General features: G+C 52.9%; 15 protein-coding genes and 1 pseudogene. 10 read left to right on the forward strand and 6 right to left on the reverse strand.

The genetic code is table 11. The features are described 5' to 3' along the window. Window positions 1-57: 57 nt before the first annotated feature. Both yiaJ and EOS98_RS00920 read left to right on the forward strand, forming a co-directional pair. On the forward strand, window positions 58-858 hold the full coding sequence (gene yiaJ / locus EOS98_RS00915) for an IclR family transcriptional regulator YiaJ (protein WP_000081338.1): 801 nt from the start codon (window positions 58-60) through the stop codon (window positions 856-858). 116 nt (window positions 859-974) lie between these two features. Beyond that, on the forward strand, window positions 975-1,448 hold the full coding sequence (locus tag EOS98_RS00920) for a 4Fe-4S dicluster domain-containing protein (RefSeq protein WP_001078818.1): 474 nt from the start codon (window positions 975-977) through the stop codon (window positions 1,446-1,448). 36 nt (window positions 1,449-1,484) lie between these two features. On the opposite strand, the gene avtA is transcribed toward EOS98_RS00920, so the two are convergent. Together avtA and EOS98_RS00930 are read right to left on the reverse strand one after the other, a co-directional pair. Continuing rightward, on the reverse strand, window positions 1,485-2,735 hold the full coding sequence (gene avtA, locus EOS98_RS00925; protein WP_000144379.1) for a valine--pyruvate transaminase: 1,251 nt from the start codon (window positions 2,733-2,735) through the stop codon (window positions 1,485-1,487). Between the two features lie 173 nt (window positions 2,736-2,908). Beyond that, window positions 2,909-4,936, reverse strand: a complete 2,028-nt coding sequence (locus tag EOS98_RS00930) for an alpha-amylase (protein WP_126523755.1) — start codon at window positions 4,934-4,936, stop codon at window positions 2,909-2,911. A gap of 315 nt (window positions 4,937-5,251) precedes the next feature. On the opposite strand from EOS98_RS00930, the gene EOS98_RS00935 reads away from it, so the two are divergent. After that, on the forward strand, window positions 5,252-6,076 hold the full coding sequence (locus EOS98_RS00935; protein ID WP_001575119.1) for a protein bax: 825 nt from the start codon (window positions 5,252-5,254) through the stop codon (window positions 6,074-6,076). 60 nt (window positions 6,077-6,136) lie between these two features. Here EOS98_RS00935 and xylR read toward each other — a convergent pair whose 3' ends face one another. After that, entirely contained in the window at window positions 6,137-7,315 is a 1,179-nt protein-coding gene (gene xylR / locus EOS98_RS00940) for a D-xylose utilization transcriptional activator XylR (RefSeq protein ID WP_000459824.1), read from the reverse strand. Between the two features lie 362 nt (window positions 7,316-7,677). Here xylR and xylA point away from each other — a divergent pair, with 362 nt between their 5' ends. The 3 genes from xylA to EOS98_RS00960 all read left to right on the forward strand — a co-directional run bounded on the left by xylA (window position 7,678) and on the right by EOS98_RS00960 (window position 11,082). Further along, window positions 7,678-9,000 carry a xylose isomerase gene (xylA, locus tag EOS98_RS00950; protein WP_001149561.1) on the forward strand — a complete coding sequence of 441 codons (1,323 nt, stop codon included), beginning with the start codon at window positions 7,678-7,680 and terminating at the stop codon, window positions 8,998-9,000. A 99-nt stretch (window positions 9,001-9,099) separates the two neighbouring features. Further along, window positions 9,100-10,554 carry a xylulokinase gene (gene xylB, locus EOS98_RS00955; protein WP_126523756.1) on the forward strand — a complete coding sequence of 485 codons (1,455 nt, stop codon included), beginning with the start codon at window positions 9,100-9,102 and terminating at the stop codon, window positions 10,552-10,554. 174 nt (window positions 10,555-10,728) lie between these two features. Continuing rightward, window positions 10,729-11,082, forward strand: a complete 354-nt coding sequence (locus EOS98_RS00960) for a YiaA/YiaB family protein (RefSeq protein ID WP_000340932.1) — start codon at window positions 10,729-10,731, stop codon at window positions 11,080-11,082. A gap of 20 nt (window positions 11,083-11,102) precedes the next feature. On the opposite strand, the gene EOS98_RS00965 is transcribed toward EOS98_RS00960, so the two are convergent. Continuing rightward, a complete protein-coding gene (locus EOS98_RS00965; protein WP_001182573.1) occupies window positions 11,103-12,098 on the reverse strand; it encodes an acyltransferase in 996 nt (331 codons plus the stop codon). 165 nt (window positions 12,099-12,263) lie between these two features. Here EOS98_RS00965 and EOS98_RS00975 point away from each other — a divergent pair, with 165 nt between their 5' ends. The 4 genes and pseudogenes from EOS98_RS00975 to EOS98_RS24750 form a co-directional block, all read left to right on the forward strand. After that, window positions 12,264-12,566 carry a YsaB family lipoprotein gene (locus tag EOS98_RS00975; RefSeq protein ID WP_023206518.1) on the forward strand — a complete coding sequence of 101 codons (303 nt, stop codon included), beginning with the start codon at window positions 12,264-12,266 and terminating at the stop codon, window positions 12,564-12,566. Window positions 12,567-12,704: 138 nt separating this feature from the next. Further along, window positions 12,705-13,616 carry a glycine--tRNA ligase subunit alpha gene (glyQ, locus tag EOS98_RS00980; protein WP_001168556.1) on the forward strand — a complete coding sequence of 304 codons (912 nt, stop codon included), beginning with the start codon at window positions 12,705-12,707 and terminating at the stop codon, window positions 13,614-13,616. A 9-nt stretch (window positions 13,617-13,625) separates the two neighbouring features. Beyond that, a complete protein-coding gene (glyS, locus tag EOS98_RS00985) occupies window positions 13,626-15,695 on the forward strand; it encodes a glycine--tRNA ligase subunit beta (RefSeq protein WP_001291739.1) in 2,070 nt (689 codons plus the stop codon). A 465-nt stretch (window positions 15,696-16,160) separates the two neighbouring features. Continuing rightward, window positions 16,161-16,588 (forward strand): annotated as a pseudogene (locus EOS98_RS24750) (IS3 family transposase); the annotation flags it as partial. 347 nt (window positions 16,589-16,935) lie between these two features. On the opposite strand, the gene EOS98_RS01000 reads toward EOS98_RS24750, so the two are convergent. Further along, complete coding sequence (locus EOS98_RS01000; RefSeq protein ID WP_000200570.1) at window positions 16,936-18,264, reverse strand: MFS transporter; 1,329 nt, start codon at window positions 18,262-18,264, stop codon at window positions 16,936-16,938. Between the two features lie 187 nt (window positions 18,265-18,451). Next, window positions 18,452-19,612 (reverse strand): L-talarate/galactarate dehydratase, encoded by a 1,161-nt coding sequence (locus tag EOS98_RS01005; RefSeq protein ID WP_000107288.1) that lies wholly within the window; start codon window positions 19,610-19,612, stop codon window positions 18,452-18,454. Window position 19,613 lies beyond the last annotated feature (1 nt).

Below are 19,613 nucleotides of genomic sequence, written 5' to 3' on the forward strand. Positions count from 1 at the left end.
AACTGCAACACACTTTGAGCTACCATCTGATCGCCCAAGAAAGGAGAGAGTTTTCTGATGAGCCAGAACAACGATAAAGAGAAGCCTGCGGGGAGTCAGAGCCTGTTTCGTGGCCTGATGTTGATAGAAATTTTGAGTAACTACCCGAACGGTTGCCCACTGGCGCACCTGTCGGAGCTGGCGGGGTTGAACAAGAGTACCGTCCATCGTTTGTTGCAGGGGCTTCAATCCTGTGGATACGTGACGCCAGCGCCGGCGGCCGGAAGCTACCGTCTGACGACAAAGTTTATTGCCGTCGGCCAAAAAGCCCTGTCATCGCTGAATATCATCCACGTTGCGGCACCGCACCTTGAGGCGCTCAACCTGGCCACCGGCGAGACGGTGAATTTTTCCAGCCGTGAAGATGATCACGCTATCCTGATTTATAAGCTGGAACCGACCACCGGTATGCTGCGCACGCGTGCCTACATTGGCCAGCATATGCCGCTGTACTGCTCGGCGATGGGGAAAATTTATATGGCGTTTGGTCAGCCGGATTATGTGGCGTCTTACTGGGAAAGCCATAAAGATCAGATCCAGCCGCTGACTCGTAATACCATTACCGATTTACCAGCAATGTACGATGAGCTGGCGCAAATTCGTGAAACCAGCATGGCGATGGATCGCGAAGAAAATGAACTGGGCGTTTCCTGTATTGCTGTGCCTGTGTTTGATATTCACCATCGAGTGCCTTACGCCATTTCTATTTCACTGTCGACGTCACGACTAAAACAGATCGGCGAGAAAAATCTGCTCAAACCGTTGCGTGAAACCGCACAGGCTATCTCTAATGAGCTGGGATTTACCGTTCGCGAATAAGACAGCTCGCCAGGTTTTATCAGGCATCTGACAAAATTTGTCCGTTTGCGTAGTGGGATCAAAGCGGCGGGGAATGGCTCTCTGGCATTCTGGCGTTTTAACGCAGGGGGAGAACAATGAACCGGTTTATTATGGCGGATGCGTCGGCGTGTATCGGGTGTCGTACCTGCGAGGTCGCCTGCGTGGTGTCGCACCAGGAACAGCAGAATAGCGCGGCGGTGACGACGGCGGACTTTGTGCCGCGTATCCGGGTGATAAAAGAGGATAGCTTCACCACGGCCACGGTCTGCCATCAGTGTGAGGACGCGCCGTGCGCGAATGTCTGCCCGGTACAGGCGATTCGCCGTGATCGGGGGCATATCTTCGTGACGCCATCGCGCTGCATTGGTTGTAAAAGCTGTATGCTGGCTTGCCCATTTGGTGCGATGACCGTGGTGGCGTCCGCGTCAGGCGCGCAGGCGATTAAATGCGATCTTTGCTGGCATCGGGAAGCGGGGCCGGCGTGCGTGGAAGCCTGCCCGACCAGTGCGTTACAGTGCGTTGACGCAACACACGTGCAGCGCCAGCGCCTCTATTCTCAACCTTTCTGAATGTCGTTCCGGCCTGCATGATGGCCGGAATAGCCGTCAGCCTTCACGCCAGGCGCGTTCAATCTCTTCTGCCAGAATTTTTACGCCCGCCTCGATTTTATCCGGTTCAGGCACGTAGTTCATCCGCATACACTGGTGTGTGTGCGGCCAGGGTTTATCCAGTCCGGGAAAGAAATAGTGGCCCGGCACCATCAGCACGCCGCGCGCTTTCAAGCGTTGATAGAGTAGCTCGGTGGTAATCGGCAGATCTTTAAACCACAGCCACAAAAATATTGCGCCTTCCGGTTTATGAATCAGGCAGCGTTCTTCGGATAAATAACGACGAATGATCGCGATAGTCTGTTGAACGCGCTGATAGTAGAAAGGTTTGATAACCGTTTCCGACAGCCGCAGCAGATCGTTACGCTTAATCATTTCGCACATCATCGCCGGACCCATGCCGCCGGGCGCAAGGCTGATAATGCCGTTCATGTTGGCAATGGCGGAAATCGTCTTATCATTGGCGATGATAATCCCGCAGCGGGAACCGGGCAGCCCCAGCTTCGAGAGGCTCATGCATAGGATAATATTGGGATTCCACAGCGGGCGCGCCTCGCTAAAGATAATGCCCGGAAACGGTACGCCATAAGCGTTATCAATCACCAGTGGGATGTTGTGCTGATTCGCCAGTCTGTCCAGCTTCATCAGCTCTTCGTCGGTGATAACGTTACCGGTTGGGTTGGTCGGGCGCGAGACGCAAATCATCCCCGTTTCTTCGCCGATATGCAGATGCTCAAAATCGACGTGATACTTAAACTGGCCTTCCGGCAGCAGCTCAATATTCGGGCGCGCCGAAACGAAGAGGTCGTCTTCCAGACCGGAATCCGCATAGCCGATGTATTCCGGCGCAAGCGGGAATAGTACCTTTTTCGTACTGCCGTCGGCGCGACGTCCGGCGAAGAGATTAAATAAGTAGAAAAACGCGCTCTGACTGCCATTTGTCAGCGCAATATTCTGTGGTTCGATATCCCATCCCAGCGTTTCACGTAGCAGTACGGCCAGTGCATTCAGTAGCGCCGTTTTTCCCTGGGGACCGTCATAATTACAAAGCGCATCAGCGGCTTTGCCGCTTTCTACCATATCTGTCAGTAGCGTCTGGAAATAATCCTGCATTGCAGGGATATGTGCCGGGTTACCGCCGCCAAGCATGATGGCGCCTGGCGTGCGTAAGCCGTCGTTGAGATCCTCCATCAGGCGGGTAATGCCTGAATGGCGGGTAAATTTATCGCCGAAAAGTGAAAATGTCATAACGGGTGATCTATCGAACTGTCTGTCAAAGTGGATAACCATAACGCTACAAATGGCGGGGCGCAAATGGGGGTCAGGCGGTAGTGTTGATGTTTTATGCTACAAATTTTTATCAGGTTAGTTTTTTATTTTGAAGGGGCTACCGGTACGCGAGGAGACCGGTAGCGCCACGATTAGCGGCGGCCCGCCCAGACGACCATCACCGTATCGTCGCCGTACTGGCGTACAAAACCGTACCCGTGTTTTAGCGTCAGCGTGGTTTGTTGGCCTGCGCCGATGGCGGGATGTCTGGCGCGGAACTGGCTAATACGCTGCCAGTGCGCGACGGCTGCGGCTGACTTTCCGCTCACGTCCTGCCAGTTCATATCTGAACGGGTGCCTTGCAGCGGGTCGGAGCCGGTGGGGCCGAAGGGACGAGCGGATTCATCGCCGTAAAAGATCTGCACCGCGCCCGGTGAAAGCAGCAGCAGTTCCGCCGCCTTATCACCGCCCTCACGGAAAAGGCGCGTATCATGCGAGGAGAGGTAACTTAATACGTTGAAATCCTGCATTTTATCCGCCATCTGCTGCCAGACTGGCCCCATTTCCGCCAGGCAATCGACCGCTTTCGCCGCCTGCTCCTGATAATCAAAATTGATCATCGCGTCGAAACCATAGCGATAATAATCACTTTTCATGACGCCGTGGCCCCACGCTTCGCCAGTCATCCAGAACGGGCTATCATCCAGCGCTTTGTCCGGATTGGCCTGCTTCCATTCATGTAACGCCGCGCTGGCCTGGGTTTTTAGCTGTTGCCAGGCAGGAAGCTCAACATTTTTGGCCGTATCGACCCGGAACCCGTCAATGCCGTAATCATGCACCCACTGGCTTAACCAGTGAGTCAGATAATCCCGTGGCGTATAGCCCTCAATGAACTTTGCTTTAGTATCAGGTTTGTTGGCATAGAACGCGGGTAGGCCGGAAGGCGTGGTAGATTCCGTTTTTATATCCGGCAGGAAGGCCAGCGACAGGGTTAAATCGTCAAATCCCGGACTGTCGTAGTCGCCAATATCGGTACGAATCCACTTTTTCCCCCACCATTTTTCCCAGGCGGCGCTGTCGCTGAAGTTGATGTAGTCGTTAAAGCTGTGCCAGCTTTGTCCGGCGGCGGGTCGCCAGTTTGTCCAGCGATCGCCGAGAATTTTTTGCCGTTCCGCGCCGGATAAATAGAGCGCGCCGAACTGATACTCCTGCATATCCGCCAGCGTGGCGTAACCGGCATGATTCATTACTACGTCAAATAAAATACGGATGCCGCGCTGGTGCGCGCCGTCGACCAGCGCGCGGAGATCGGCTTCGTTGCCCATATTGGCATCCAGCGTCGTCCAGTCCTGAGTGTAATAGCCGTGATAGGCGTAATGAGGAAAATCGCCTTTTGCTCCGCCGCCGACCCAGCCGTGGATCTGTTCAAACGGCGAGCTTATCCACAAGGCGTTCACGCCTAATTGCTGTAGATAGTCCAGTTGACTCGTCAACCCACGTAAATCGCCGCCGTGGAAAGTGCCAATCTCTTGCATACCATCCTTATGGCGACCATAGCTGTGGTCGTTGGTTGGCTCGCCATTGCGAAAGCGATCCGTAAGCACAAAATAAACGGTGGCGTTGCGCCAGTTAAAAGGCGCTGATGCATGGGTTTCCGTGCGCTCCAGCAATAAAAGCCCGTGGCTGTCGGCAGGTTGCAGCGTGATTTGCCCGTTTTGGACGGTATCGGTTTGACCACTGTAATAATCGCGCACTACCGTCCCTTCCGGAAAGGTCTGGCGAACATCCAGCGTGAGCGGCGAACCATCCCAGACGGGACACTGGTAGGCGAGCTGCGCGGTGCGTTCAGGTTCAGTTTTTATCGATAACAACAGGGTCGGCGTACCGGAGCGGGTATCTACCGTTATCGTATAGTCGCCATCTTTAAACAAACGCCATTGCGGCGGCGCGCCTTCGCAAGGTTTTAACGACAACATTTGGTTGAGTTTTATGGCGCCGGAGGGCTGCCAGCACTGCTGGTCAATATGGAGCGTTAACGCGCGTGTACCTTTTGTTAATGCAGCATGGCTGGTAAAGCGCCCGGTTTCCTGCGTCGAGAACGTCGGAAAACCGGGCGAGGTCCATGATGAGGCGATCGCGATACCGGGTATCAGCGTCAGAGCGAAGGCGGCAAGTTTCATCACGCTATCCTTTGTGGGCAATATTCATCAGCTTGCCTGGTTTTTAGGCGAATGAACTCCTCCTCAGCAGAGAGTCGCGCAGGAGGAGGCGCGAGGGTGAGCGACGAGGCGCAAAAAAACGCCTCTATTTGCGATAAGCACCACATTTTATTGGCATTATTGCTGCCTGTTATCGTTAATAGTTGACATAGTTTCGGATTAAGACTATTCCCTGAGGTGCTTTTTAAGCCTATTTTTGCTAGAATTTGGGGTTCAAACCTTAACTTCGTGAAAAATAAAAGGTGTTGGAATGTATCAATCCGACCAGGAGACCTAATGATATTGACTCCCATGCGACGATATGGGGCAATGATTCTTATGTTACTCACCATCGCATTTTCGGGTGAGGTGCTGGCAAAGACGCACGCAACACAAACGAGTCAAAAGTCCCACATAACTGAGACAAGTTATAAACAGGTTAGCAGTAAACAAGAGTATTCTCGCAATAGTGCAAAGAGCAGTTCACTTCCTGATTTGCGAAAATACCCTTCCGGAACCCCCAGAAAAAAAGCGTTTCTCCGGACCGTTATGCCTTACATCACCAGCCAAAATGCCGCGATTACCGCGGACCGTAATTGGCTGATCTCAAAACAGTACCAGAACCGCTGGTCGCCGTCTGAACGCGCGCGTATGAAAGATATCGCGAAGCGCTATAAAGTGAGCTGGTCCGGCAACACGCGTCGTATTCCGTGGAATACGTTGCTGGAGCGCGTCGACATTATCCCAACCAGCATGGTGGCGACGATGGCGGCGGCGGAAAGCGGCTGGGGAACCTCTAAACTGGCGCGTAGCAACAACAACCTGTTCGGCATGAAGTGTACGAAAGGGCGTTGTACCAATACGCCGGGTAAGGTGAAAGGTTACTCGCAATTCGCGTCGGTTGAGGAGTCGGTGAGCGCGTATGTCGCCAACCTGAACACGCATCCGGCTTATTCCTCTTTCCGCAAGTCGCGCGCCCAACTGCGTAAGGCGGATCAGGAAGTCACCGCCACGGCGATGATTCATAAGCTGAAGGGTTACTCTACCCAGGGGTCGCGCTATAACAACTACTTGTTCGCGATGTACCAGGACAACCAGCGTCTGATCGCCGCGCATATGTAATTCTGTGTGCCGGATGGCGCTACGCTATCCGGCTTACAAGGCGTCTGTAGGCTGGATAAACTACAACAACGCTTCACTATGCTGGTCGCGATACTCCTTAGGCGTAGTGACGTACTCCTTTTTAAACACCGAATAGAAATATTGCAGTGACGGGTAGCCGCACATTTGCGAAATTTCGTTTATCGCCAACGTGGTAGAAATCAACAAACTACGCGCTTTTTCCAGCTTTTCGGCGTGGATCAGCGCATGTATCGTCTCGCCAACTTCTTCCTTAAAACGTTTTTCCAGGTTTGAACGTGAAATCCCAACCGCGTCCAGCACCTGCTCGACTTTAATGCCCTTACAGGCATGGTTACGAATAAAGTGCATCGCCTGGATAACCGCCGGATCGGTCAGGGAGCGATAGTCTGTCGAGCGGCGCGCAATGACGCGTACCGGCGGCACCAGAATGCGCTGTAACGGCATCTCTTCGCGCGCCAGCAAACGGTGCAGCAGTTTCGCCGCCTGATAGCCCATTTGCCGCGCCCCCTGCGCGACGGAGGAAAGCGCGACGCGCGACAGGTAACGGGTTAACTCTTCGTTATCAATACCGATAACGCAAAGTTTTTCCGGCACCGGAATATGCAGGTGTTCACAGGCCTGCAATACGTGACGGGCGCGGGCATCCGTTACGGCAATGATGCCGGTTTGCGGCGGCAGCGTCTGAAGCCAGTCGGCGAGGCGATTTTGCGCGTGCTGCCAGTTTTCCGGCGCGGTTTCCAGTCCCTGATAGACTACGCCGCGGTATTTTTCCTCGGCGACCAGCTGGCGAAAGGCGTATTCCCGTTCCGCCGCCCAATGTTTGCGGCTGGAGTCGGGCAAACCGTAAAACGCGAAGCGGTTAACGCCTTTTTCTTTTAAATGCAGGAAAGCGCTTTCAACGAGCGCATGATTATCGGTGGCGATGTAATGAACGGCGGGATAATTTTCAGCAAGATGGTAAGAACCGCCGACCCCGACAATGGGTACGTCGACATCGGCTAATAATTGCGCGATATCGTCATCATCGTAATCGGCAATAACGCCGTCGCCTAACCACTCTTTAATGTTATCGATACGGGCACGGAAATCTTCCTCAATAAATATATCCCATTCGGATTGCGAGGCTTGTAAATATTCACCCACCCCCTCCACTACCTGACGGTCATAGGCTTTATTCGCGTTAAATAACAGAGTGATGCGGTGACGTTTATCAAACATGAGGATATATCCTGCAAAAGTGAACCTGGACTCATGGATACTATCAAAACGGCTGACATAACGGTCTGGCGAATGATGACAAATTATTTTGCGCCTGAAACGTTATGCGAAATTCATCACAGCAAACGGCGGATGACAATTGTCATTTCTTATCTATATATTACGGTTTTTTGTTTATTTGCCAGGATTCGATCGCGATCGCTTTTTTCTTCTGTGGTTTTCAGCGTTTTTTTGAGAGCCAGAGCACATTTGGGGATTCTCTTAATAGCGGTGTGAAATAACGTAATTGAGCAATAAATCAGGAAATTCCAGTATGACGTTATGTCGTTTACTTGCCGTCTTATCTGATTATGGAGCTCACTATGCAGGCTTATTTTGACCAACTCGATCGTGTTCGCTATGAAGGCCCTCAATCGACTAACCCGCTGGCATTTCGTCATTACAATCCCGACGAGCTGGTTTTAGGTAAACGTATGGAAGATCACCTGCGTTTCGCGGCCTGTTACTGGCATACCTTCTGCTGGAACGGCGCGGATATGTTTGGTGTAGGCGCGTTTAATCGTCCGTGGCAGCAACCGGGCGAAGCGCTGGAGCTGGCGAAACGCAAAGCGGACGTGGCGTTTGAATTTTTCCACAAACTGAATGTGCCTTTTTATTGCTTCCATGACGTGGATGTGTCGCCGGAAGGCGCGTCGTTGAAAGAATATAAAAACAACTTCGCGCAGATGGTGGATGTGCTGGCGGCGAAACAGGAACAGAGCGGCGTAAAACTGCTGTGGGGAACGGCGAACTGCTTTACCAACCCGCGCTATGGCGCAGGCGCCGCCACTAACCCGGATCCGGAAGTCTTTAGCTGGGCAGCGACGCAAGTGGTTACGGCAATGAATGCCACGCATAAACTGGGCGGCGAAAATTACGTCCTGTGGGGCGGGCGCGAAGGTTATGAAACGTTGCTGAATACCGATCTGCGCCAGGAACGCGAACAGATTGGCCGCTTTATGCAAATGGTGGTCGAGCACAAACATAAAATGGGTTTCCAGGGCACGCTGCTGATTGAACCGAAACCGCAGGAACCGACAAAACATCAGTATGATTATGACGTTGCAACGGTCTATGGCTTCCTCAAACAGTTCGGCCTGGAAAAAGAGATCAAAGTGAACATTGAGGCGAACCACGCGACGCTGGCGGGCCATTCGTTCCACCATGAAATCGCGACCGCTATCGCGCTGGGTATTTTTGGCTCCGTTGACGCCAACCGCGGCGATGCGCAACTGGGCTGGGATACCGATCAGTTCCCGATTAGCGTTGAAGAGAACGCGCTGGTGATGTACGAAATCCTGAAAGCGGGCGGATTCACGACGGGCGGTCTCAACTTCGACGCCAAAGTTCGTCGCCAGAGCACCGATAAATACGATCTGTTCTACGGTCATATCGGCGCGATGGATACGATGGCGTTGTCGCTGAAAATCGCCGCGCGTATGGTTGAAGACGGCGAGCTGGATAAACGCGTGGCGAAGCGCTATGCCGGCTGGAATGGCGAGCTGGGTCAGCAGATTCTGAAAGGACAACTCTCCTTAGGCGAACTGGCGCAGTATGCGGAGCAGCATAATCTGGCGCCAGTACATCAAAGCGGTCATCAGGAGCTGTTAGAAAATCTGGTTAACCGTTATCTGTTTGATAAATAACCCTATCTACCGGGCGACTCCGCGTTAGCCCGGCCTGTAGTCGTGATTAGCCCGGTAAGCGTAGCGCTGCCGGGCGCTTTCAGTAAAGGAACCCACACTATGTATATCGGGATCGATCTTGGTACATCGGGTGTAAAAGCTATCCTGTTGAATGAGCAGGGCGATGTGCTGGCTACGCATACTGAAAAACTGACCGTATCGCGTCCGCATCCCTTATGGTCGGAACAGGAACCAGAGCAGTGGTGGCAGGCGACGGATCGTGCGGTTAAAGGTTTAGGTCGGCAACAGTCGTTAAGTGGCGTCCGGGCGTTGGGCATCGCCGGACAAATGCATGGCGCGACATTACTTGATAGCCGTCAGCAGGTTCTGCGACCAGCGATTTTATGGAATGACGGACGCTGTAGCGAAGAGTGCGCCTGGCTGGAAAAACAGGTGCCGCAGTCGCGAGCGATAACCGGTAATCTGATGATGCCCGGTTTTACCGCGCCCAAATTAGTTTGGGTGCAGCGCCACGAACCGGATATTTTCTACCAGATAGACAAGGTTCTGCTGCCGAAAGATTTTCTGCGGCTGCGAATGACAGGCGTCTTTGCCAGCGATATGTCGGATGCGGCAGGAACGATGTGGCTGGACGTGAAAAAGCGCGACTGGAGCGACGTTATGCTCAACGCCTGTCATTTAACCCGACAGCAGATGCCAGCGTTATTTGAAGGGAGTGACATTACCGGAACGTTGCTGCCAGAGGTAGCCAGCGCATGGGGAATGCCAGCAGTACCTGTGGTGGCGGGCGGCGGCGACAATGCGGCTGGCGCGGTCGGCGTAGGAATGATCGATGCCGGACAGGCGATGCTCTCACTTGGAACATCGGGCGTCTATTTTGCCGTCAGCGACGGCTTTCTGAGTAAACCGGAGAGCGCAGTACACAGTTTTTGCCATGCGCTGCCGGAACGCTGGCATTTAATGTCTGTAATGTTGAGCGCCGCCTCTTGTCTGGACTGGGCGGCTAAACTCACCGGGCAGAAGAACGTCCCGACGCTGATTACCGCCGCGCAGCTGGCGGATGAGCATACCGATCCGATCTGGTTTTTGCCGTACCTGTCCGGCGAGCGCACGCCGCACAATAATCCGCAGGCAAAAGGCGTTTTCTTTGGTTTAACCCATCAGCATGGCCCGGCGGAACTGGCGCGGGCGGTACTGGAAGGCGTGGGATATGCTCTGGCGGATGGCATGGATGTGGTTCACGCCTGCGGCGTCAAACCCGCCAGCGTGACGCTTATCGGCGGCGGAGCGCGCAGTGAATACTGGCGTCAGATGCTATCTGATATTAGCGGGCTACAGCTTGATTATCGTACTGGCGGCGATGTGGGGCCAGCGCTGGGCGCGGCGCGTCTGGCGCAAATTGCGGTGAATAAACAGACTCCGCTCGCCGATGTATTGCCGCAGTTGCCGCTGGAGCAGGCGCATTATCCTGATGCGCAGCGTCATGCGGTTTATCAACAACGTCGTGAAACCTTCCGTCGACTCTATCAGCAGCTGTTGCCGTTGATGTCATAAGTCAGAATGCCTTTCGGTTTTGGCTGAAAGGCATTTCCCGTAAATATTAATTCTATTGAATTATATCGAAGTAAGTATGTGTGTTTTCTGATTTTTATATTATTGCTGAGCAGGCGCCTTTTTCATCGCTATTTCTTCGCTTAATGTGTCTCACACAACCACAAGGAGAGTGAGATGGACGATCACGTTGCACGCAGGAAACGGATATTCGGCCTGGGAATGTTAGTTGTCGGTGCAGTGGTATACCTGGTGGGACTGTGGCCAGGCTGTCATACATTAAGCGAAAAGGGATATTTTTTTGCGGCAATCGTCATGTGCGGTTTTCCAGTCTTAATTCGCCAGGAACACACGGGGAATGACCGCTTGCTTTCTCGTTGCAAATCTTTGCTGTTGCTTGGCATCGGCATGGTCGCGGTCGGCGTATTTAACCTGGCGCTGGCGGGCGCGCTGAAAATACTGTGTCTGGTGGCGCTGGGGGTCAGTATATATGGAACCGATCTTTACGCTTCCTACAGTGATGATGAATGATGGCCGGAGCCATCATTCGTTTAGCTAACCCATTTCCGTTTATCAATACGCTGTAACAGCATGGAAAGTAGCAGGCTTCCTGTCACCGTCGCGGCAAAAACCCACACGATGTCTAACGGCGGCCAACGCTTTAACTCCAGACCATTAGTACGTAGCGCATGGATAATCAGCGCGTGGAAACCATAAATACCCAACGAGTGGCGGGAGATAAGCCCCAGTCCAGGTAACGTCCGCGCATTCAGCTTATTTTTAACTACCGTGAACAGTGAGACGGCGCAAATAAACACCATGGGACCGCAATACAGATACCAGGTATCGGCAAAATTTCCGCGCCAGCGTAATTCATGCAATGTGCCGCGAGAAATAACAAATACCGCGATGATGAACAGGGCAGTGCAGATAAGCGTCAGCGATGGCTTTTGCGTCTCCATCATTCCAATGGCGCGGCCCAGGATACCGTAGAGAATGTAGTAGAACGTGTCGCCGCTGATATACAGATTGATGGGCAACCATTCAACGCCGCCAATTTTTTGCGGCACAGTATTTGGGTTAGCAATAATACCAATGACCACCATCAGCGTCAGGAGCATTTTGCCGCTCACGTTTTTTACCTGGATTAATGGCGATACCAGGTAGATCACCGCAATCGCAAAGAAAAACCACAGGTGGTAAAACACGGGTTTTTGCAGCGCATTTTTTAGCGAAAGCTCGACGTTGATCGAAGTAAAAAGTGAAATGTAAGCCAGGGCGACAACGCTGTAAAAGATAAGGCACAGGGCGATACGTAAAAAATGCCGCGGTTGCGCGCAGCGCTCGCCAAAAAAAAGATAGCCTGAAATCATAAAAAACAGGGGAACGCTAACGCGCGAAGCCGAATTCAGGACATTCGCAATATCCCAGTTTAGCGGGCTGACGCTGTGGGCGTTGGTGATGTACCACGTTGTAGTATGGATCATCACTACCATTAAACAGGCGATCCCTCGCAGGTTATCAATCCAGTTAATTTTAGGCTGCATCAGTTCCTCAGCTTCCGTTTGAATAGAGTTCCAGCGCGGTGGCTCACTGGAAAAATCCGACTTTCTACGCTACATCTTGTGATGGCGTAAGGAGATTCGCACAATGTTTCTGTTACCCACAAACCTTAATAATAAGACTGACCAGCAAACCAGACGGTAATAAAAATGATAATGAAGTATTTCTGTACTGTGATGATAGCCATCGTTCTGGTGGGATGCACAGCGACACCGCCACCGACGCAAAAAGCCCAGCAGAGTAAAGTGAGCCCAACACGCACGCTGGATATGGAAGCATTGTGTAAAGCTCAGGCGGCGCAGCGTTACAACACTGGCGCACAGAAAATTGCTGTTACCGGCTTCGAACAGTTTCAGGGGAGCTATGAGATGCGGGGTAATACCTTCCGTAAAGAGAGTTTTGTCTGCTCTTTTGATGCAGATGGGCAGTTTTTACATCTTTCTATGCGGTAAAAGCCGCGCCTGGTGAGGTGTGATGCCGCGAAATCCGGCAATTTTCGCTAAACAAACCGGTTTCATACTGTATATCTCGCATCCAGCGGGTATACTGGCTCCTTCCTTTAAATCCACACGTATCCAGCACGAAATAATATGCAAAAGTTTGATACCAGGACCTTCCAGGGCTTGATCCTGACCTTACAGGATTACTGGGCTCGCCAGGGCTGCACCATTGTTCAACCATTGGACATGGAAGTCGGCGCGGGAACTTCTCATCCAATGACCTGCCTGCGCGCGCTGGGGCCAGAGCCGATGGCGACTGCCTATGTGCAGCCTTCTCGTCGTCCGACCGATGGCCGCTACGGCGAAAACCCGAACCGCTTACAGCACTACTATCAGTTCCAGGTAGTGATTAAGCCGTCTCCGGAGAATATTCAGGAGCTGTACCTCGGTTCTCTGAAAGAGCTGGGTATGGACCCGACCATTCACGATATCCGTTTCGTGGAAGATAACTGGGAGAACCCGACGCTGGGTGCCTGGGGACTCGGCTGGGAAGTGTGGCTGAATGGCATGGAAGTGACGCAGTTCACCTACTTCCAGCAGGTCGGCGGCCTGGAGTGCAAGCCGGTGACCGGTGAAATCACCTACGGTCTGGAACGTCTGGCGATGTATATCCAGGGCGTGGACAGCGTTTACGATCTGGTCTGGAGCGATGGCCCGCTGGGTAAAACTACCTACGGTGACGTATTCCATCAGAACGAAGTGGAGCAATCCACCTATAACTTTGAATACGCCGATGTGGATTTCTTATTCACCTGCTTTGAGCAGTATGAGAAAGAAGCCCAGCAGCTGCTGGCGCTGGAAAACCCGCTGCCGCTGCCGGCCTACGAGCGTATTCTGAAAGCCGCCCATAGCTTCAACCTGCTGGATGCGCGTAAAGCTATCTCCGTCACCGAACGTCAGCGCTACATTTTGCGTATTCGCACCCTGACCAAAGCAGTGGCAGAGGCTTATTATGCTTCCCGTGAAGCCCTCGGCTTCCCGATGTGCAACAAAGACAAGTAAGAGGCGGCCATGTCTGAGAAAACTTTTCTGGTGGAAATCGGCACTGAAGAGCTGCCACCAAAAGCACTGCGCAGTTTGGCTGAGTCCTTTGCTGCGAACTTCACTGCGGAGCTGGATAACGCCGGCCTCGCGCACGGTAACGTTGAATGGTTTGCCGCCCCGCGCCGTCTGGCGCTGAAAGTGGCGAATCTTGCTGAATCTCAGCCCGATCGCGAAGTCGAAAAACGTGGTCCGGCGATTGCTCAGGCGTTCGACGCCGAAGGCAAACCGAGCAAAGCGGCAGAAGGCTGGGCGCGCGGCTGCGGGATCACCGTTGATCAGGCCGAGCGTCTGAAGACCGACAAAGGCGAATGGCTGCTGTATCGCGCCCACGTGAAGGGCGAAAGTACCGAAGCTCTGGTGCCGAACATGGTAGCCACCTCGCTGGCGAAACTACCGATCCCGAAACTGATGCGCTGGGGCGCGTCTGACGTCCACTTCGTGCGTCCGGTGCACACCGTGACTCTGCTGCTGGGCGATAAAGTGATTCCGGCGACCATCCTGGGCATTCAGTCTGACCGCGTCATTCGCGGCCATCGCTTTATGGGTGAGCCTGAGTTCACTATCGACAATGCTGACCAGTACCCGCAAATTCTGCTGGAGCGCGGTAAAGTCATTGCCGATTACGAAGCGCGTAAAGCCAAAATCAAAGCGGACGCCGAAGAAGCAGCACGCAAGATTGGCGGTAATGCCGACCTGAGCGAAAGCCTGCTGGAAGAAGTGGCCTCGCTGGTGGAATGGCCGGTGGTATTGACGGCAAAATTCGAAGAGAAATTCCTCGCCGTGCCTGCCGAAGCGCTGGTGTACACCATGAAGGGCGACCAGAAGTATTTCCCGGTTTATGACAACGCGGGCAAGCTGCTGCCGAACTTTATCTTCGTCGCCAACATCGAGTCGAAAGATCCGACCCAGATTATCTCCGGTAACGAGAAAGTGGTGCGTCCGCGTCTGGCAGATGCTGAATTCTTCTTCAATACCGACCGTAAAAAACGTCTGGAAGACCATCTGCCGCGTCTGCAAACCGTGCTGTTCCAGCAACAGCTGGGCACGCTGCGCGACAAGACCGACCGTATTCAGGCGCTGGCGGGCTGGATTGCCGGTCAGATTGGCGCTGACGTCAACCACGCCACTCGCGCGGGCCTGCTCTCCAAGTGCGACCTGATGACCAACATGGTCTTCGAGTTCACCGACACCCAGGGCGTGATGGGGATGCACTACGCGCGTCACGATGGTGAAGCGGAAGATGTGGCTGTGGCGCTGAACGAACAGTATCAGCCGCGCTTTGCCGGTGATGACCTGCCGTCTAACCCGGTGGCCTGCGCGCTGGCGATCGCTGACAAGATGGATACTCTGGCGGGTATCTTCGGTATTGGTCAGCATCCGAAAGGCGACAAAGACCCGTTTGCGCTGCGTCGTGCCGCGCTGGGCGTGCTGCGTATCATTGTTGAGAAGAACCTCAACCTTGATCTGCAAACGCTGACCGAAGAAGCCGTGCGTCTGTATGGCGACAAGTTGACCAACGCCAACGTAGTCGATGATGTGATCGACTTTATGCTGGGTCGTTTCCGCGCCTGGTATCAGGATGAAGGTTACACCGTCGACACTATCCAGGCGGTGCTGGCGCGTCGTCCGACCCGTCCGGCAGATTTCGATGCTCGTATGAAAGCGGTATCGCACTTTCGTACCCTGGAAGAAGCCTCTGCGCTGGCGGCGGCGAACAAGCGCGTCTCCAACATCCTGGCGAAAGCCACTGAGCCGCTGAACGATATCGTCCACGCCTCCGTACTGAAAGAAGCGGCGGAAATTGAGTTGGCCAGACATCTGGTTGTGCTGCGTGATAAGCTTCAGCCGTACTTTGCCGATGGTCGTTATCAGGAAGCGTTGATTGAGCTGGCGGCACTGCGCGCGCCGGTGGATGAATTCTTCGAAAATGTCATGGTTAACGCGGAAGAGAAAGATATCCGTATCAACCGCCTGACGCTGTTGTCGAAACTACGCGAACTGTTCCTGCAGGTTGCGGATATTTCGTTACTGCAATAAGCGTTCAGTTAAATAAAAAAAACCTGCTTTCGGGCAGGTTTTTTTTATAACGTAAAGAGTGCTAGTCGATTCGCTAATAATTCTGTAACTCATAGACGCGGTTATTTCTATTGATTGGCAAGAAATATTTCAGGAATACATTAACGCTGGCGGTACGGATATTGGCGTTAGAATAGCTGCGGGTGCTTGAGACTGTTTGTCTCAGGTATTCACCAAAAGGCAGACAGAGAAAATCCCCACCTGACTATACCCAAAATAATTCGAGTTGCTTAAAGGCGGCAAGGGAGTGAGTCCCCAGGAGCATAGATAACTATGTGACTGGGGTGAGCGACAAATCTGCCGGGAGCAGATTTGAACGTCGCGTGCGACGGCCCGTCAGGGCGAGGCCCATGGATGGGCCGAGTAATCCGTAGCCAACACATAAGCAACTTGAAGTATGAAGGGTATATAAATCAAAAGTGCACTGCGCCCATTATTGATCTCTTCAATAACGAAGCGATCTCCTGCAGTATTTCAGAACGTCCAACTATGCCGATGATCGATGACATGCTCATGAAGGCATTTGCCAGACTTGATGCGGGTACCAATCCGGTTCTTCATTCAGATCAGGGCTGGCAATACCGTCATTGATGGTACCAGTATCAGTTACGAGAGTTTGGCATCATCCAAAGTATGTCCCGCAAAGGCAACTGCCTTGATAATGCCTGTGCAGAATTTTTTTCGGCACTTTAAAATCAGAAAGTTTTTACACCAGTAAATTTAAGGATATTGATGAACTTAAGATAGCTATTGAGGATTACATACGATACTACAATACCCGACGAATTAGCCTTAGATTTAACGGACTCAGCCCGGTTGAATACCGCCTAAAGAGCTATCCAGGCAGAAATTAACAAGGTCTGTACAGGGATGCTATCAGGAAACCTGAACGTCGGTAGATACGCTCACGCAAATGTCTCAGGGCGTGAAGCGGACATTCTTCTACAAAGCATGTCACCAGATTACAGTGAAGCCATTAATTGACAAGTGAGTCGAACCAAACGAACAGCCCGTGAAACAACTAAGGGCAGGGCCGTCTACCGGTTCGGGGTCAGTCCACTGTGAGTGTTGACGCTGCGTTGCAAAACTTCTATTGATGCACTGACTGCAACGATAAGCCAGTTAACTACTGGCACAATCCTTCTTTTCTTGTAACGTTGCCTGGATGCCCGGTAAGTTGAATTTACCGGGCATAATGACATTACATCTTCAATTCCATTCGGCTGATTTTGCCCACCACCAGTAGATAACAGAGCATGGCAGCAATCGCTGACGCGCCAACGAAAATCAGGGCGCTATTGAACGAATGCATCTCTTTAACCAGATAACCAATCACCAGCGGCGTCACGATGGAGGCCACGTTGCCGAACGCGTTAAAGAGACCGCCGCACATGCCGGCCGCTTCTTTCGGAGCCACATCGGAGACCACCGTCCAGCCCAGCGCGCCGAAGCCCTTGCCGAAAAAAGCCAGCGCCATCAGCGACACTACCACCACGTGGCTTTCAATGTAGTTACACAGGATTAATGACGTTGCCAGCAACATCCCGAAAACGATAGGGATTTTGCGCGCGGCGGTAATACTCATCCCTTTTTTCAGCAGCCAGTCTGAACATACACCGCCCAGAATACCGCCTGCGAAGCCACAAATAGCCGGAATAGAGGCGATAAAGCCGACGTTCAGAATCGACATCCCGCGTTGCTGAACCAGATAAATCGGGAACCAGGTCAGGAAGAACCAGGTGATGGAGTTAATAAAATACTGTCCCAGGAACACGCCCATTAACATGCGGTTGGTCAGCATTTGTTTTACGGAGGTCCAGCCACCGGAGGATTTCTTCGCCGCCGATTTGGTGTCCATATCGATAATGGCACCGCCGTCGGTGATGTATTTCAGCTCCTGCCGGGAAATCATCGGGTGCTCGCTCGGATTATGAACGTAGCGAACCCAGATAAAGGTCAGAATAAAGCCGATAATCCCCATCACCGTGAAGACATGCTGCCAGCCCCAGGCAAAGGTTAGCCAGCCGAGCAACGGGGAAAAGAGCGCCAGTGCGAAATACTGCCCGGCGTTAAAACAGGCCGTGGCGGTGGCGCGTTCATTGGTCGGGAACCAGGCAGCAACAATGCGGGCGTTCGCCGGGAAAGAGGGCGCTTCGGAAAAACCCAGCATAAAGCGCAGGAAGAACAGGCTGATAACCGTCCAGGCGAGCGGCATCAATTCCACGAAGCCTTGCAGGAAGGTAAAGATAGACCAGAAAAAGAGGCTCCAGGTATAAACCTTTTTCGAGCCGTATTTATCGAGCAGCCAGCCGCCTGGGATTTGCATCACCAGATAGGCCCAGCCGAAGGCGGAGAAAATAAGCCCCATGTCGCCAGGATCAAGACCTAATTCTTTGGCGACGGAACTCCCGGCAATGGATAATGTGGCGCGGTCGGCATAGTTGACGCTGGTAATTAAAAAGACGACCACTAATATAAGATAACGAATATGGCTATTTTGCTTTCTCAATTGTGTTGTATGGCTGGTCATTGAAAACCTCTTACAGGGTACAGTGTTCTATTTAGTTATTTTTTGAAAACCATCCGTGCCAATACAGATAAAAATAGAAAAGAGAAAATGCAGGGCGCTTTTATTCACGCCCTGTGTGAGGAAATATCTCCCCGGTATGTTCAATAAGGTGCCAGTCTGTATAACAGCTTCGGTTTATTACACAGAATTAATGACGTTTTCCGGTTTCAAAGCTTGCCACGGTCCAGGCGGTGGTTTGCTCGTGCAGCGACAGGCCAAGACCCGGGCGCGTCGGCACAATCATCTGGCCGTCGCGAATTTCCAGACGCTCGTTAAAGACCGGCTCCAGCCACTCGAAATGCTCAACCCAGGTTTCATGGGCGTATGCGGCAGCCAGATGTAAGTGAATTTCCATAACGAAATGCGGTGCCATCATCAAACCGTGGTCTTCTGCCATCTGCTGAACTTTCAGGAACGGAGTGATACCCCCAATGCGCGGGGCGTCGTGCATCACTAAATCTACCGCACCCTGACGGATATATTCGGCCACTTCACCCGCGCTGGTGAGCATCTCACCGGTACCGACCGGCGTAACGAGGTTGGACGAAAGCATGCGGTGGCCGTCCACATCGTAGGCATCCAGCGGCTCTTCAATCCATTGCAGGTTGTACTGTTCCATAGCCATGCCCATCCGCAGTGCGGTGGTGCGGTCCCACTGCTGGTTCACGTCGACCATCAGCGGTGTGTCATCGCCCAGTGCTTTACGAATGGCGTCAACGCGCTGCAGATCCTGACGGCGATCCGGGTGGCCGACTTTCATTTTGATGCCACCAATACCGCGTGCCAGAGAGGCTTTTGATTTGTCGATGATTTCGTCCACTGATGCCTGCAGATAACCGCCGGAGGTGTTGTAGCAACGTACTTCGTTACGCTGCGCACCCAATAATTTTGCCAGCGACAGGTTGGCGCGTTTAGCTTTCAGGTCCCACAGTGCGGTATCAAACGCGGCAATGGCTTGTGTCGCCAGACCGCTACGGCCGACGGATGCGCCCGCCCAAACCAGTTTGCTCCACAAGCGGGGAATGTCGTTCGGATCTTCGCCAATCAGCAGCGGTGCCATCTCTTTGGCGTGGCTGAATTGCGCCGGGCCGCCGTTACGTAATGTGTAGGTAAAACCAAGCCCGCGAAAACCCTGTTCGGTTTCGATTTCCGCTACCAGCAGCGCCACATCTTTCAGCGCGTTCTGGCGGCCGGTCAGGACTTTCGCATCGCTCACTGCCGTGTTCAGCGGCACATTAACGGAAGAGAGTTTTATCCAACTGATATGGTCAAAAGCGCCAGCCTGGGCAAGAGTACTCTGTGTGGACATA

The sequence above is a fragment of the Salmonella sp. SSDFZ69 genome, from assembly GCF_004010755.1.
Lineage (GTDB): Bacteria > Pseudomonadota > Gammaproteobacteria > Enterobacterales > Enterobacteriaceae > Salmonella > Salmonella enterica.

Excerpts from the sequence above, each read along its gene's own strand:
- yiaJ (WP_000081338.1), top strand. The coding sequence starts at position 58 with ATGAGCCAGAACAACGATAAAGAGAAGCCTGCGGGGAGTCAGAGCCTG.
- EOS98_RS00920 (WP_001078818.1), top strand. The coding sequence starts at position 975 with ATGAACCGGTTTATTATGGCGGATGCGTCGGCGTGTATCGGGTGTCGT.
- avtA (WP_000144379.1), bottom strand. The coding sequence starts at position 2,735 with ATGACATTTTCACTTTTCGGCGATAAATTTACCCGCCATTCAGGCATT.
- EOS98_RS00930 (WP_126523755.1), bottom strand. The coding sequence starts at position 4,936 with ATGAAACTTGCCGCCTTCGCTCTGACGCTGATACCCGGTATCGCGATC.
- EOS98_RS00935 (WP_001575119.1), top strand. The coding sequence starts at position 5,252 with ATGATATTGACTCCCATGCGACGATATGGGGCAATGATTCTTATGTTA.
- xylR (WP_000459824.1), bottom strand. The coding sequence starts at position 7,315 with ATGTTTGATAAACGTCACCGCATCACTCTGTTATTTAACGCGAATAAA.
- xylA (WP_001149561.1), top strand. The coding sequence starts at position 7,678 with ATGCAGGCTTATTTTGACCAACTCGATCGTGTTCGCTATGAAGGCCCT.
- xylB (WP_126523756.1), top strand. The coding sequence starts at position 9,100 with ATGTATATCGGGATCGATCTTGGTACATCGGGTGTAAAAGCTATCCTG.
- EOS98_RS00960 (WP_000340932.1), top strand. The coding sequence starts at position 10,729 with ATGGACGATCACGTTGCACGCAGGAAACGGATATTCGGCCTGGGAATG.
- EOS98_RS00965 (WP_001182573.1), bottom strand. The coding sequence starts at position 12,098 with ATGCAGCCTAAAATTAACTGGATTGATAACCTGCGAGGGATCGCCTGT.
- EOS98_RS00975 (WP_023206518.1), top strand. The coding sequence starts at position 12,264 with ATGATAATGAAGTATTTCTGTACTGTGATGATAGCCATCGTTCTGGTG.
- glyQ (WP_001168556.1), top strand. The coding sequence starts at position 12,705 with ATGCAAAAGTTTGATACCAGGACCTTCCAGGGCTTGATCCTGACCTTA.
- glyS (WP_001291739.1), top strand. The coding sequence starts at position 13,626 with ATGTCTGAGAAAACTTTTCTGGTGGAAATCGGCACTGAAGAGCTGCCA.
- EOS98_RS01000 (WP_000200570.1), bottom strand. The coding sequence starts at position 18,264 with ATGACCAGCCATACAACACAATTGAGAAAGCAAAATAGCCATATTCGT.
- EOS98_RS01005 (WP_000107288.1), bottom strand. The coding sequence starts at position 19,612 with ATGTCCACACAGAGTACTCTTGCCCAGGCTGGCGCTTTTGACCATATC.